This is a genomic window from Candidatus Regiella endosymbiont of Tuberolachnus salignus (assembly GCF_964020115.1).
Lineage (GTDB): Bacteria > Pseudomonadota > Gammaproteobacteria > Enterobacterales > Enterobacteriaceae > Regiella > Regiella insecticola.
This window is the reverse complement of the sequence record NZ_OZ026542.1, coordinates 1,150,565-1,164,655: the sequence shown is the minus strand read 5'-3', so window position 1 is coordinate 1,164,655 and position 14,091 is coordinate 1,150,565. Positions and strand designations below refer to the sequence as shown.

Sequence of the window (14,091 nt, the reverse complement as noted above, 5' to 3'; positions counted from 1 at the left end):
TCCCAGGAGTGTACAAGTAGTACATGACTGGGATGAAAGCGAGCAGCCAACGCCGCAGTAACTTGAAAGGCGAAGGGTATAAATGCTTGTGGACTTTGCAAGATGGCGAGCAAATCTGGTTTAACCAGGCGTTATTGCCAGCATAAACACAGCAAGTCTTGTATGGCACTGTTAACAAAGTAATTTAAAGACCTTAAGACAAGCGATGGCGAAAAAAGAAAAGAAGGTGATATCAAGCTTATCAAAGCGTAAAGCGAGTCTTTTGTGTTCTTTTATTTTGCCGAAGAAACGTTCAATGGCATTACGTGTTTTATATTTTTCTTTATCTTTTGGCTGGATACCGGGATAAAGAGCCCCCTTGCAGCGAGGGATAATCGGATATTTTCCGCTATCACGGATAAGCTTTTTGACATCATAAAAATCATAGCCTTTATCCGCGATGACATCGTTTATCTGTCTCCAATCTCCTTTTGCCCACAAAGTAGAAAAAACTTTCATATCAGTACGTTGTCCTTCGGATAAACAGACACCCCTGAGATAATTGCCTGCAAGACCGACATGAATTTTGGTGCTCATCCCTTTGCGACCACGCCCTATCGACTGAGGTCCTTTTTTTTAAGCTCCCTGAGCCGTGGCGGTGTATGATCACTGTAGTGCTGTCTATCCAGACGCAGTTAAGGCTGATTTTCTTTCTTTTCTGCAAGAGGTAAAGCAAATGCCAGAATAGCCCATTCTCACTCCAGCGTTTAAAACGCGTGTAAATCGTATGCCAGTGGCCATAAAAAGCAGGCACGTCACGCCAAGGGATGCCGGTTCTCAATACGTATAACACCGCCGAAAAAAATTGATAATGGCTGATACTCGCGGGTCTGCCTGGCCGCTTATAATAATTAAGAATATGAGGCTCGATTTCTTTTATAAAATCAGAGGCTTTTATCGGATAATGTCTGTTTTTCATCATTAACAATCCCAATCCCACAAAAAGCGGAGCTTATCCCGATACTCACTTTGTTAACAGTGCCATACCTGTAAGGTTGGTTCAAATTGGCACGTTTCTAAGACAAAAATCCAAAACTGGATTAAGGTCCAATATTATGAAAAAAGAGGTGAAATATGAAAAAATCGATATTTTTTGCCATTATGCTATTCGCAATTGGGGTAGCGCCAGCATTTGCTTATATTGACCCAGGCTCTGGCAGTGCCATTATGAGTGTGATCATTGGTTTTTTTGTGGCCATAGGCGTTCTGGTGAAAACTTTCTGGTATAGAATAAAGGGGTTTTTGGGGCTATCGAAAAATAAAAAAACTGACTCTATCAACAATAGTGACCTTCAAGATAAAGGTGAGGACAGCAAATAGAGAATATTTTGAATGTATAAGCCGAAAATATTTCTTCTGGCTGCCGGTTATAATAAGCATGCCGAAAGACCCTGTAGTTTATGGTCATTCAGTAATGGCAAAAGTATTCTTGACTGGCAAACTCATGCTTTTGAAAAGGCGCTTCCTGGCAATGAGGTCAACATTATCGTTGGCTATGATTATCAAAGAATCATCGCTAATCATCCGCATCTTAATTTTTCTCACGTATTAGATTGGGAAAAAAGTAGTGCATTGCAATCTTTCCTCAGTGTAATACAGGATTTTTCAAGTCCCGCTTTGGTCATGTACGGGGATACTGTTTTTCATCCTGAAACCCTAACGCAACTTATCGGCATGGAGGGGGATGTCGTAGTCGCAATAGACAGTGTTTGGAAGCAGCGTTTTTCGGGGCGTTCTCAGGAAGATATCGCAATTGCTGAAACGCTGAATACTCCCCCTTATGGAGAGGTAGAATATACCGGTCTTGTCAAATTCTCTCCCAAGGTGATGGATTGGATAGCATGTCATCGAGATAATTACCATTCCACCAGCAATTTTATTGATTTGATCAATGATATCCAGGATGCCGGTTTTAATGTTGCTACCTATGATGTAACCGGCTCTTGGGCCGAGATGAATGAAGCCAACGATTTGGTTCACTTTATACTCGGCAACAAAGCAGAAACGTTACGCCGAATGCGTCCGCAACTTGAAAAAAGTGAAATATGCGACCAGATAACCTGCACATGGCAAGACTGGAAAAATAATCCTTCGCGTATAATCAAAGGGACGCAAGCCCAATTCAAAGGTCAGCGTTTAATTGTGCGCTCCAGCTCTTTTGAAGAAGATAGTTGGGAAACAGCAAATGCAGGTGTTTTTGAAAGTGTATTGGATATCGATTGCGATGATACTCATGCCGTGCGTAAAGCTATTGAAGGGGTATTTTCGTCTTATGGGAGCCCCTCCGCACAAGCTCAGGTTCTGATTCAACCCTTTATAAGCAATGTTGCCATGTCGGGTGTGATATTCACATGCGATCTGGTGACTGGATCATCTTACTACATCGTAAACTATGATGATGTTTCAGGGCGAACCGATTCCATCACATCTGGTCAGAAGAGCGAGCTTAGAACCGCAATTGTTTTTCGTCAAAACATAGACGCCGTACATAAAATGGATCCGCGCTTGGAAGGGGTAATTGAAGCGGCTAAAGAACTTGAACAAATATTAGGCTATAACAAGCTTGATATTGAATTCGCCATTGATAAAAAAGATCAAATTTACACCTTTCAGGTTCGCCCGATTGCCGTAAAACATGACACCCATCAGATTGATGAAAAGCAACTTGGGTTATTTTTACAATCTGCTCAGCAGCACTTTAAAAAATGGCAAAAAAAGCCACCTCATATTTTAGGAGATTATACGATTTTTTCTGGGATGACCGATTGGAACCCAGCGGAAATTATTGGCAATCGGCCTAATCCCCTGGCAATCAATTTGTATAACCACCTCATTACCGAGGATGTATGGGCCAGGCAGCGGGCAGAATATGGTTATCGGGATGTACGACCTGCGCCATTAGTGCATAATTTTTGCTCTCAGCCTTATGTGGATTGCCGCGCATCCATAAATTCATTCATTCCAGCGTCGTTACCAGAAGAGGTAGCCTTGCGTTTGGCCAATGTGTATCTGGATCTACTGCGGGACAATCCTCACCTCCATGATAAGATGGAACTGGATATTGTATTTACCATTTGGGTGCCGACATTTCGGCAAGACGCTGAAATACGCTTCAAAAACCGGAATATATCATCACAATACATTGATATCCTTGAGCAAGCGCTGAAAAAGTTGACGGCTCGCGCACTTATGCGCCTGAACGAAGATACCTCGTCTATTGAATGCCTTTCAGAACGGTTTGTGCAGGTGGTTGGTTCTGACCTTGATCCTGTTGATAAAGCCTATCAACTTATTGAAGACTGTCGAAGATTCGGTACCTTGGCATTTTCTCATGCAGCGCGCGCCGGATTTGTTGCGGTGGCACTGTTAAAAAGTTTCATTAAACAAGGGATATTGAGTCAAGACCGTATGCTTGAATTTCAGGCAACGGTTCCAACGGTGGCAGGAGATTTTCAAGACGCTCTTGCTGAGCATAGTTTGAGTGTCGACGTCCTTATAAAACAATTTGGTCACCTGCGACCCGGAACCTATGATGTAAACCAAACCGCCTATTGGGAAAAACCGGATTTTTATTTCAACCGTCAACTATCTCATCTTACTAAGCAAACAAATAGTGATGGGTTTGCCTTCACAAAACACGAAATGGAAGGGTTTCAAGCTTTCCTAGATGCCTTGCCTACTGAAATTGAAGTAGATGAACTCACTCGATATCTCAGTCAGGCTATTCAGGCACGAGAAAAAACTAAATTTGAATTTTCCCGAAATTTGAGCGCTGCCCTCGATCTTTTAATTCAATATGGCACAGCAGTGTTGGGATTGACTCGCGAAGAGGTTGGGTATTTAACATTTGATGACATCAGAGCCCTTCGAACGGGTCAATTAGATGAAAAGCTAATGCCAAAATTCGTTAAATTAAGAAAAACAGCATCCGTCGAAAAGCATCTCGCCAAACTGCCTGGTCTTATTTGTTGTGAGGATGACTTCTTTGCATATGAGCAGGAAAAATCACAGGCTAATTTCATAACCCGGTTAAGTGTTGTTGCAGAGTTGGTCTTCATTAAAGCAAATCAAAATGAACCGATTGATGGCAAAATTGTTGCCATTCCTAACGCAGACCCCGGTTTTGATTGGTTGTTTTCTCATAATATTGCGGGTTTGATTACACAGTATGGAGGAGCTAACTCACATATGGCCATCCGGTGTGCGGAACTGGGTATTCCGGCAGCTATTGGTATTGGAGATAAAATATATGACAGTCTCCAAGAGGGTCGCGTGATACTTGACTGCCATAAAGGGCGGTTTGAGTATGTTTAAAAAGCGTATTGGCATAACTCAAAGAGTAATGAAGCATCCGCGCTATAACGAGGTGATGGATTGCCTTGATAATAACTGGGCAAAGCTTTTGACTTCTATGGACATTCTACCCATACCTCTCCCTTTGATGTCCCCTGATTTTACACTCGAGATATGGAAAGAACTTAAACTTGACGGCCTGATCTTAAGTGGTGGTAACACTCTCGCTGATTTTGCAGATGAAACCAACACGCCAGCGAATCTTAGTCCAGAACGAGATGCCTATGAAAAGGCCTTATTGAATGCGGCGATATCAACTCAAATCCCTGTATTAGGCGTATGCCGTGGATTACAGTTGATCAATGTTTATTTTGGTGGACAACTTGTTAAAATCAAAGGTCATGCAGGAACGAGGCATCGTTTGATTGCTGAAGATAATAACGCGTCTTTTCTATTTCCTTCTGAGGTGAACAGCTTTCACGATTACGCTGTACCTGCTGAGGGCTTGGGAAAAGATCTTATCGCTCTTGCTTATGACGCTGAAGGTAACCTTGAGGCTTTTTGTCATACTCATCACAAAATACTGGCTATCATGTGGCATCCTGAGCGTGAAATCCCACCCCTTCAACGTGATTGCCAACTTATCAAAGGACATTTTGGAATATGACATGTTGCCTAATTCTAGCGGCTGGGGAGGGATCACGCTTACGACCTTTAACAAACGATCGTCCAAAGGGGCTGGTTTCTTTATTGGGTAAACCTCTCGTCTCTCGCCAGATTGATATTTTGAGAGCGTCAGGCGTTGAAGATATCGCCATTGCGACTGGCTATAAAGCTGAAAAATTCGATGCCTTTGGCTGTCCTACTTATCATAATGCGTTTTTCAATAGCACCAATATGGTAGAAAGCCTGTTTGCCGCACGCCCATTTCTTGAACAAGCTCAAGACGATTTACTCATCTCTTATGGAGATATCCTGTATGAGAGAAATAATTTGGAAACCGTATTGCAAACTCATGGAGACATCGTTGTCATGGTGGATGATGGCTGGCTTGATCTATGGTCAGCACGCAATGAAGACCCGCTAAAAGATGCTGAAACACTTAAATACGATGCGAATGGTCACATTCTGGAATTGGGTAAAAAGGCACAATCTCTTAACCATATTGAAGGACAATATACTGGCCTGATTAAGATCGCTCATAATAAAATTGATGATTTTATTTCTTTTTATGATCAGCTCGATCAAGCGGCTCAGTATGATGGGCGTTCATTTAAACAAATGTATATGACAAGCTTGTTGCAGCTTTTGATTGATGCTGGCTGGAAGGTAAAGCCAGCCCGCGTTAATCATGGGTGGCTAGAAGTTGATACCGTTGAAGATTTGCAGCTTTATGAGTCATTGTCAACAGAAGGAAAGCTTGATGCCTTATGGAGACCTCATGAATATACTCAATGAATTTCGAGTTACGGCAGAGACCGATGAACGTAGATAGACTACGTGATTCGGCAAGCACCCGCAGCCAACGCCGCCTTAACTTTAAAGGCGAAGGGTATAATATCATACAGGGTCTAAAGGCAATCTCAGGTGCTATTGGCTTTAATAACTTACCCAAAGATCAACGCCAAATCACTTTTTACAGTGAAGGTAAAAGCTATTGGCTCCATCTCGAAAACCTACTGGTTGCAACTCTGGAGCGAACAGATAAATCAGTTTGTTATCTCAGCTCCTCTCTTGATGACCCGGGTCTGATGATAAAGCATCCACAATTAAAAACCTTTTTTATCGGTATGGGTTTTGTTCGTGATTATGTATTCCAAACCATTGAAACCCCTATTATGGTCATGACAATGCCAGACCTGAACAATTTTCAGGTTAAACGTTCACGGCATAATGTGCATTATGTCTATGTTCCACATTCACTGGTCAGCCTTCATATGATTTACCGTCATGGTGCTTTTGACCATTACGATACAATCTGTTGCGCTGGCCCTCATCATATACAAGAAATTCGAGCCATTGAAAAAAAGTATAATTTGCCCGAAAAAAACCTAGTAGCGCTCGGTTATTCGCGGTTAGACAGCTTAATCGAACAGGCAAAAAAATATCCACAATCTGAGAGTGAAAACCAATGCCAACATAAAAAGATTTTAATTGCCCCTTCATGGGGGTCTAAGGGATTAATTGAGTCTGGCCTAGGTCATCGCTTAGTGAATGAGCTTATAGCGCTTGGCCACGAGGTGATTTTGCGTCCGCACCCGCAAACCATTAAATTTGCGTCAAATCAGGTGAAAAAGATTGTTAACCTACACGAAAAAAATCCGCATTTTACTTTTGAAAGCTGCGTTGCAGGACAAGAGAGTTTACATCAATCGGATATTATGGTGAGTGACTGGTCTGGTGCAGCACTGGAGTTTGCTTTTGCACTAAATAGACCAGTGATTTTTTGCGATATTCCCCAAAAGGTTAATAACCCCCAGTATCAAGACATAAACCTTGAGCCACTTGAGTTCTCAATTCGAAAAACAATTGGAATGATATGGGATGGGCAATCTCCGGTCGCCGAAATCATTGAGCTTTGCGAACAAAAAAACAAAAATGTTCTGCATGAACTAAGCAATCAGTATGTTTTTAATCAGGGGCACGCTGATGAAGTTTTTACCCAATTTTTAGGGACGGTATAAAATGTTAAAAGAAAAATATTTAAAGTTCAAAGAACAAGGAATTGCCCAAGAATGTCTTTTGGTTGCACTCTGTTTTACTCTTCTTGTCTGGGTTCTATTTGTTGCGACGCCATTCGACATTGTCGCTGCAAATTCTGAAGAATTTACATTCGTTCCCGGGATTTCAATATTATGGAATGGACTATTTTATGCCCTATCCGCACTAATCAGTTTAGTTGTTTTATATATTTTAGCCTCTTTTACTTTTAAAAAATATATACGGAAATTTTTGTTTCTTACTCTTATTATAGCTTTTTCTTTATCTGTTTGGCTTAACTCAACATTTCTTACCGGTATCTACGGCGAATTTAATGGTCGTGATAATTTGCAGATTGCTCCTTTTGCGCTTTTAAACTGGATACAACTAAGCGCTTTTTTGATTATTTTTGCCCTTGCCATTTATTTTAGAAACAGGCCAAAGATTTTTATTTATATTATTGCATCCATTTTTCTTATTTCTTTCTCTGTCGCCACGATCAATATTGCCTCAAAACTATCCGAAAAAAAGATAACGCAAAGTTCAGAAGAGAAATTTTTCACCTATTCCAAAAACAATCCAAACCTATTGTTTATTCTTTTAGATGAGTATCAATCAGACTATTTTGCAGAAATTTTAGATGATAAACTCAAAGACAACTTAAATGGTTTTATTTGGTTCAAAGACGCAAGCTCCAACTTTCCAACAACCATAGTCTCAATTCCGGCAATGTTTACTGGAGCTATCTATGATAATAATGTAGACCGCTTAGACTTTTATAAAGCAATCTCTGACCATAGCATTGCTAAGAAATTTCAAGGCCAAGTTAATTACACATTCGTACCTATGAGTAATGATTTCTTTCCCGATGGATCCTTTACGAAGTTTTCCGAGTTAGACACTCAACACTTAACTACATACAGTGGTTTGATCAATTATTCACTATTCCGCGCTGCGCCGGATATATTTAAACACCATATATATAATAACGGGAATTGGTCGATTCATTTAAGTAATACTAGTCCGTATGATACATTGGGTGACATGGGTACCTCATTCAAAAACCTAAACTATATTGCCAATAAAAAATTAATTGCTGCTGAGGGCTCCTCTACTTTCAAATTTTACTACTCGGGGATCACTCACTCGCCAACAGTTCTAGGATCCAAGTGTGAAGTTCTTGGAAAAGTTTCTTCTACCTTGCAAAACAAAAGTGCAGAAGGAGCATGTGCAATGAGTAAAATGATTAATGTTATCAAAAACCTTAAACAAAAAAATATTTTTGATAATACCATGATTATCATTTCTGCTGATCATGGTTCGGTTTATAAACCCGCCTCATTTAATAGAAACATACCATATAGAGATATACCATATGGTGGAGCCTCCCCGACACTTTTGATTAAGCCCCTTTATGGTAATGATCTGTTTCAGATCTCCGACTATCCTGCACAGCTATCTGACATACCAAAAACAATTGCAACAGCTTTTAATATCCCTCACGAATATTCTGGTGTTGATTTGCTGAGTAAGAGCAAGCAAAAAAACAGATCTCGTGAATTTAATAAATATATCTGGACTCATGAGCATTGGACAAAATCCAAACTACCTCCAATAACAAAATACACGATTGAGGGTCCTTTACGCGATCCTCAAAGTTGGACTATAAAAAAAAATATTTCTCCAATTGAATGTGAGGCAAACCTCGATTTTTCTAAAGAGACTCAATCACAATACTACCTTGAGACTGGCATAGGCCAACAAGAAGATTGGGGGCGAGCGTCTGATGGTCCGCAAGCCAAGTTTCAGTTCAAGACTAAACCGGATTGCAAAACGTCTGCTGTTTCTTTCAACCTAAGAGCCTTTGTTACACCTAAAAACCCTGAACAAACTGCACAGGTTCTCATTAATGATAAACCCGTTGGCAACATTGCTATCTCTACAGGGGAAGCACAGCCAAAAAAGTTCACTTTTCCACTTCCCACATCCCCCGATAATACCTATTCGGTTCGTTTCAAAATCGACAAACCTACAACCCCTAAATCAGTTGGAGCAGGTGAAGACCTGCGAGAATTGGGTTTTGGTTTTGTCAACATGGAATTGCTATCGAATGAAGCAGTGCAATGATAAAAAAGCAGGCTTGTTTGTTCTTGTTTCTGTTATCGATGATACTATTTCCACAGTTAGCCGCCGCGAAAGTGCAGGAATATAGTTTAGAACCGAACGATATTAATCCCTTCATTGAAAACAATGTCAGGGATCGCTTTTCTTATTCAGGATTGGCTGCTTTTTATAACGATGTTAGTGCCTATATCGTTGATACAAAAGGTATTAAAAAAATTAATACCGAAGCCTACACTGTAAAGCCAGATCAGGTTTTGGCGCTTGTTGGACACTACAAAATGCTAATCCTTCAAGATGTTGTTGGCGTTGTATCTTTTGAAGAAAATAGATTACTTTGGCATAAAAATGATACAGAAAATCCAGTATCCCGCATGGGTAAAACCCGTGCGCAGCTGTTATTAAAATCGGATCTTGATCAACTACCTCAATATTTTCAAAAAATTAAATATGCGCATTTATGGGCTCCATTTAGATTGCTTTGCCTGGGTATAGAAGCCATTTTATTGTGGCTCAATACAATCCATAGCTTTGGCTGGGGCATTACAATCATTTTATTGTCTTTATTATTTAAGCTTTTCATTTTACCAGCCAATATATTACTAACACGCGCTCAAAGAAAAGTATCACATGTTCAGGCACGCCTTGCTCCTGAATTAGAATATATCAAGGCAAATTTTACCGGGGAAGAAGCACATCAAAAATTTATGGTTGTACATAAACAGCAGTGTGTCACGCCATTTTACAATCTGAAACCTTTACTGCTCACTTTAGTACCTATTCCATTTTGGATTGCTATATTCAACGTATTGAGTGAAATGGATCTTATTGCTGGTCATCCATTTTTATGGATTGAAGATTTAGCCTATCCAGGTGCCATTTATCATCTCGGCTTTCATATTCCATTGTTAGGAACCAGTATCAACTTACTGCCGATTTTGATGACGTTTCTGACCATTTTGGCAGCCCTTATCCATCAAAATAAAATTATTAGCACAAAGGAGCTTCACAAACAGAAGCGAAATTTGTATTTTATGGCCGCGGGCTTTTTCTTGTTATTTTATCCATTTCCATCAGCGATGGTTTTATATTGGACCTTTGCCAATATATGGCAACTTATTCAGCAAAGGTTTGTTCACATATGACATCTCTTCAAACTTTAAAAAACCAACTCAGCTATTTTTTGCAATCCTTTACACATGCTACCGGGGTGCCGAGCTTGCAACAGTCGACGCTTTCACGCTTGTGCTCTCTTGCTGCTGAAGAGGGTTTTAGCTCGCATAGCAACAAAGAAATCGATTTTTTCAGCAAGAAATATGACATCGCGCTAAGGCTATTTTCTTTCTATGATAATAAGGGTCGCAAATTGGGTGTTGAAACACTTAACCACGCTGGGTTACAGCTTTTTGCTGGTTTGCTTTACCTGCGTATCCTTCTCGCAATTGATCAGAACGCCTCAGATATTGACCAAGCAAAATATATTAATGTTTGTTGGAAAGCATTTGATAATATTAATCTCCCCGATTTTTTGCAAACAGAACCCGAACGCTTAAAGTATTTGCAAGATAAACTTTTTGAACGATTACCTGCTAAGAATCTACAGGATAAAGCACTTTCACCTTACACAGTAACAAATATCAAACCCGTTAATTGGGATGGGTTCAAAACGTTACCCATTGATGTTTTATTTTATGAAGGCCCCATCGCACGAGCTTATCTTGAGACATTTTATTCCCTTAAGTGCAAATCGAGGCGGATCCATCTCATTGCAGAACGCGATCTTGTGTCTAAAAAAAAGGGTAGGACGATTTATGCCCTCATTTTTCAGACATAAATACGCTGCTGCTGTACTATCCCGAAAAATTCACTACTGGCCACAATATCTGTTTCTCACCCAAAAAAAATTATGCCTTGAAATTTTTGAGCACCTTCAGAAAATTTTAAGAATTGAACAAAGCACCCTTTGGGGGCTTGTCGATTTAAAAGCACTGTACTACTATTCGGACAGTGTTATTCCTTTGCCATTTACTTCTTTGAAGGATCAAAAAATTTTAGACTTTATCAATACACAAAATTTTTCAATGTATCTGTTCACTGGAGGCGGGATTGTACCTGGCAGTTTTTTTAACCTGAAAAACACGCGTTTTCTTCATATTCATCCAGGCTATTTGCCTAACATACGCGGTGCAGATTGTTTGTTATGGTCAACGATGTTAGCAGGGTATGCTTCGGCTACCTGTTTTTACCTGGATCCAGGTATTGATACTGGTGATGTTATTAACGCAGCGTTTTTACCAAAGATTAGGTTACCTGATGCAGCATCTCATTTAGACGAAAAAATGATTTATCGCTTGCTTTACAGCTTTATCGATCCATGGGTTCGCTCCGTTGTTTTGAGAGATACGCTCTGCTCCACAAATTATTTGGAAAATATAACTGCATCACCTCAGCCGATAAAGGCAAGGACGAATTTTCACTTTATGCACCAGAAATTAGAAACGCAGTTATAAGAAATGTTTTCATGAAAAATAATTAAGTGGATTTTCAGTAGCAACAGGGAAACATTGAAAAACCTCCGAAATTACTTGACTAGAATAAATCAAACTGATCTTAAATTTTCAAACAGGTTCAGTTGCGTTAGCGTACATAACAACACCCGTTTTCTTTTGGTATCAAATGAATACCACAGCCAATGGGCTTGCTTTTTACTTCCAACAAAGAACTACTGCTCATCGGCTTCACAGACAAGTAATATACTCACTTTAATAAGTGTATAATTATTATATAGAGATAACATGGATAAAAGTAATATAAGATATTTTCTTTCTTTTCTAGCTTTGTTTTTTGCAACATCACTTCTATGGTTCCGTATTCAATTGCATAGTGATATCCTTCACTGGGAAGCTTTGGCAAGGGATTTATTCGATCTCGGTGGAAAATGGAGTGATTGGCGTTTCCCGCCAGCACCGGCTTATTTTCCTGAAACGTTGTTGTATTTTTTAACATACAAAATATTACCAAATAGTTACTATCGGGTATTTTTTATTTCGGTAGCACAAGTCTTTATGCTATTAACGGCGGTAATATGGACATCGAAGCAAATTTATCCACAAATTAGCATCCGAGCTCGGGAAGTTCTTATTTTACTGCTTACTTTTGTTACACTTACTGCTGCCAACTCTGGTATGTGGCTTTATTTTTATAGCAACAGTACTCATTTTTCCTCTATCCTTTTTTCACTGATTTGTTTAGGTCTTATTATCCGTTTTTACGAAAAACCCTCTCTTTTATGTGCAATTTATTTGACTCTGATTAATACTATTGCCCCTGCTTCTACTGCAATATATTTAATCAATTTTTTAATACCGGCAATCGTCACTGCACTCTTTTTATTAATTATGGGTAAATTTACTAATTATTCATGGATTAATCGTAATAAAATATTGAGTATATTAGGTATTCTTTCTATATCTTTTTTACTGTTTTTTTTCATAAATCCACTAATAACGCTTAATAAGCCATTAGAGGGAAAAATGCCGTTAACATTTAAGGGTGCCAGAGATTCGTTCAACCTATTTTTAAACAATACTGCTAATGCTTTTTCATTTGATAATAGATTCACGTTTACTTTATCTACATTAATTTTATTGTCCTTGTGTTTTCTTATTTATATTCTATTCATAAATAAAAAACAAAACGTTGCTAACCTGTTACAAATTAATTCCGAAAATACTGTTAATGATAATTGGAAATTTTTATTTTCATGCTTATTTCTTTTTATTGTTATGCCAATTAATGTTTTTGGTGCACTATTATCCGGAGGTTTTAGAGATTTATATGCTTACCGTTATTTTACTTTTTTTCTTTCACTTATACTCATTATGATGGTTATCGTCGCTGATAAAATTCATTATTTTTCGTCTAAAAAATATAAATTAGTATTTTATTTTATTTGTTTTGCAATCATTTTTTTTAGTATTCTAAAGATTAAAGAAAAGAAGTTTGTTGATATCATCAATATGCCATCTTTGATGGCTAAAAATCCTGTCAGTTGTTTATTAAATATAGAGAAAGAAGGATTTATTTTGCAGTCAGGTATCGCTAACTATTGGCATGCAAGAGGAGTAAGTGAATTTCTTACTAAGAAAAATTGGATCCTGGCAACCCTTAATAATATAACACCATTTTATTGGATATCATCTATGGGTCCTATTCGTCGACCTGATCATTACCAATACAAATATAATTTTGTAATATCATCGATGAATGATTATCCATTTTATTTTACTCCCGATAAAATTGAAAAATATCTACCTCTTCCAAGTAAAAAACATAAATGCGCGGATGGTAATACAGAAATTTGGCTATATACCGATAATACATTAGATATCGCTGTAAGAAATATGTTTAATCGTTTTCTTTTTCCCAAAAAATTAAGTGACACCTATCAATCAGAAGGCCGATTACTTCCTGGAGAAATTGGAAGAACTATTGGGTTAGCACGTTCCGCAGATTCATTAAGAGACAAACCAGGGTTTCTTTCATACGGACCTTACATTTTTCTTAACGAAGGCAAGTATAAAATTTCGGTTATCTATTCAACAGCGGGATCTGAAGGATCTACTGTTGGTTATATTGATATGGGGCGATTCAATATTGCGCAACCTAATGTTCTTTATAAGCAGTTTCTGCAAAGTAATACTGAAGGACAGTTATCTACTGTCATTGATATTCCGCCCAATGGAATATCAGATTTTGAAATAAGATCATGGTTCTCAGGAAAAGGGGAGATGACTATTAATTCTATAGAGATAAAAAGAATAACGGAATTAGCTGAAGTGTATTGATGTTAATATTTTGTTGTCGCTATCAGAAATTAACATCTGCTATTTTTGTAATTTTATGCAGAGACGTTTATATTGAGCACTTAATGAATTG

Annotated in this window: 13 protein-coding genes and 1 pseudogene; 11 read left to right on the top strand and 3 right to left on the bottom strand. The window is 38.6% G+C overall.

The window, feature by feature from the left end:
- Positions 1 to 23: 23 nt before the first annotated feature.
- A complete protein-coding gene (locus AACL30_RS06060; protein WP_339058059.1) occupies positions 24 to 146 on the top strand; it encodes a hypothetical protein in 123 nt (40 codons plus the stop codon).
- Between the two features lie 25 nt (positions 147 to 171).
- Here the strand turns inward: AACL30_RS06060 and AACL30_RS06055 are convergent, their stop codons facing one another.
- Both AACL30_RS06055 and AACL30_RS06050 read right to left on the bottom strand, forming a co-directional pair.
- Positions 172 to 597 (bottom strand): transposase, encoded by a 426-nt coding sequence (locus tag AACL30_RS06055; RefSeq protein ID WP_339058402.1) that lies wholly within the window; start codon positions 595 to 597, stop codon positions 172 to 174.
- Positions 500 to 958, bottom strand: coding sequence for a transposase (locus AACL30_RS06050; RefSeq protein ID WP_339058401.1), 459 nt, complete (start codon positions 956 to 958; stop codon positions 500 to 502). The genes AACL30_RS06055 and AACL30_RS06050 overlap by 98 nt, the downstream gene beginning before the upstream one ends.
- A 155-nt stretch (positions 959 to 1,113) precedes the next feature.
- On the opposite strand from AACL30_RS06050, the gene AACL30_RS06045 reads away from it, so the two are divergent.
- The 9 genes from AACL30_RS06045 to AACL30_RS06005 are packed head-to-tail and all read left to right on the top strand — an operon-like array spanning position 1,114 to position 11,663.
- Positions 1,114 to 1,359 carry a hypothetical protein gene (locus tag AACL30_RS06045; protein ID WP_339058058.1) on the top strand — a complete coding sequence of 82 codons (246 nt, stop codon included), beginning with the start codon at positions 1,114 to 1,116 and terminating at the stop codon, positions 1,357 to 1,359.
- A 12-nt stretch (positions 1,360 to 1,371) separates the two neighbouring features.
- A complete protein-coding gene (locus AACL30_RS06040; RefSeq protein WP_339058057.1) occupies positions 1,372 to 4,353 on the top strand; it encodes a PEP-utilizing enzyme in 2,982 nt (993 codons plus the stop codon).
- Entirely contained in the window at positions 4,319 to 4,999 is a 681-nt protein-coding gene (locus tag AACL30_RS06035) for a gamma-glutamyl-gamma-aminobutyrate hydrolase family protein (protein ID WP_339058056.1), read from the top strand. The genes AACL30_RS06040 and AACL30_RS06035 overlap by 35 nt, the downstream gene beginning before the upstream one ends.
- Positions 4,996 to 5,790, top strand: coding sequence for a phosphocholine cytidylyltransferase family protein (locus AACL30_RS06030; protein ID WP_339058055.1), 795 nt, complete (start codon positions 4,996 to 4,998; stop codon positions 5,788 to 5,790). The genes AACL30_RS06035 and AACL30_RS06030 overlap by 4 nt, the downstream gene beginning before the upstream one ends.
- Positions 5,787 to 7,016 (top strand): CDP-glycerol glycerophosphotransferase family protein, encoded by a 1,230-nt coding sequence (locus AACL30_RS06025; RefSeq protein ID WP_339058054.1) that lies wholly within the window; start codon positions 5,787 to 5,789, stop codon positions 7,014 to 7,016. Before AACL30_RS06030 ends, AACL30_RS06025 begins: the two co-directional genes overlap by 4 nt.
- A gap of 1 nt (position 7,017) precedes the next feature.
- On the top strand, positions 7,018 to 9,159 hold the full coding sequence (locus AACL30_RS06020; protein WP_339058053.1) for a hypothetical protein: 2,142 nt from the start codon (positions 7,018 to 7,020) through the stop codon (positions 9,157 to 9,159).
- Positions 9,156 to 10,298 carry a YidC/Oxa1 family membrane protein insertase gene (locus tag AACL30_RS06015; RefSeq protein WP_339058052.1) on the top strand — a complete coding sequence of 381 codons (1,143 nt, stop codon included), beginning with the start codon at positions 9,156 to 9,158 and terminating at the stop codon, positions 10,296 to 10,298. Before AACL30_RS06020 ends, AACL30_RS06015 begins: the two co-directional genes overlap by 4 nt.
- Positions 10,295 to 10,987, top strand: coding sequence for a hypothetical protein (locus AACL30_RS06010; RefSeq protein WP_339058051.1), 693 nt, complete (start codon positions 10,295 to 10,297; stop codon positions 10,985 to 10,987). The genes AACL30_RS06015 and AACL30_RS06010 overlap by 4 nt, the downstream gene beginning before the upstream one ends.
- Positions 10,965 to 11,663 carry a hypothetical protein gene (locus AACL30_RS06005; protein WP_339058050.1) on the top strand — a complete coding sequence of 233 codons (699 nt, stop codon included), beginning with the start codon at positions 10,965 to 10,967 and terminating at the stop codon, positions 11,661 to 11,663. Before AACL30_RS06010 ends, AACL30_RS06005 begins: the two co-directional genes overlap by 23 nt.
- Before the next feature lie 89 nt (positions 11,664 to 11,752).
- On the opposite strand, the pseudogene AACL30_RS16440 reads toward AACL30_RS06005, so the two are convergent.
- Positions 11,753 to 11,860, bottom strand: a pseudogene (locus tag AACL30_RS16440) (hypothetical protein); the annotation flags it as partial.
- An 88-nt stretch (positions 11,861 to 11,948) separates the two neighbouring features.
- On the opposite strand from AACL30_RS16440, the gene AACL30_RS06000 reads away from it, so the two are divergent.
- Positions 11,949 to 14,000 carry a hypothetical protein gene (locus AACL30_RS06000; protein WP_339058049.1) on the top strand — a complete coding sequence of 684 codons (2,052 nt, stop codon included), beginning with the start codon at positions 11,949 to 11,951 and terminating at the stop codon, positions 13,998 to 14,000.
- Positions 14,001 to 14,091: the final 91 nt, after the last annotated feature.

Coding starts and splice junctions, on each gene's coding strand:
- AACL30_RS06030 (WP_339058055.1), top strand. CDS start 4,996: ATGACATGTTGCCTAATTCTAGCGGCTGGGGAGGGATCACGCTTACGA.
- AACL30_RS06010 (WP_339058051.1), top strand. CDS start 10,295: ATGACATCTCTTCAAACTTTAAAAAACCAACTCAGCTATTTTTTGCAA.
- AACL30_RS06015 (WP_339058052.1), top strand. CDS start 9,156: ATGATAAAAAAGCAGGCTTGTTTGTTCTTGTTTCTGTTATCGATGATA.
- AACL30_RS06000 (WP_339058049.1), top strand. CDS start 11,949: ATGGATAAAAGTAATATAAGATATTTTCTTTCTTTTCTAGCTTTGTTT.
- AACL30_RS06045 (WP_339058058.1), top strand. CDS start 1,114: ATGAAAAAATCGATATTTTTTGCCATTATGCTATTCGCAATTGGGGTA.
- AACL30_RS06025 (WP_339058054.1), top strand. CDS start 5,787: ATGAATTTCGAGTTACGGCAGAGACCGATGAACGTAGATAGACTACGT.
- AACL30_RS06020 (WP_339058053.1), top strand. CDS start 7,018: ATGTTAAAAGAAAAATATTTAAAGTTCAAAGAACAAGGAATTGCCCAA.
- AACL30_RS06050 (WP_339058401.1), bottom strand. CDS start 958: ATGAAAAACAGACATTATCCGATAAAAGCCTCTGATTTTATAAAAGAA.
- AACL30_RS06060 (WP_339058059.1), top strand. CDS start 24: ATGACTGGGATGAAAGCGAGCAGCCAACGCCGCAGTAACTTGAAAGGC.
- AACL30_RS06040 (WP_339058057.1), top strand. CDS start 1,372: ATGTATAAGCCGAAAATATTTCTTCTGGCTGCCGGTTATAATAAGCAT.
- AACL30_RS06005 (WP_339058050.1), top strand. CDS start 10,965: ATGCCCTCATTTTTCAGACATAAATACGCTGCTGCTGTACTATCCCGA.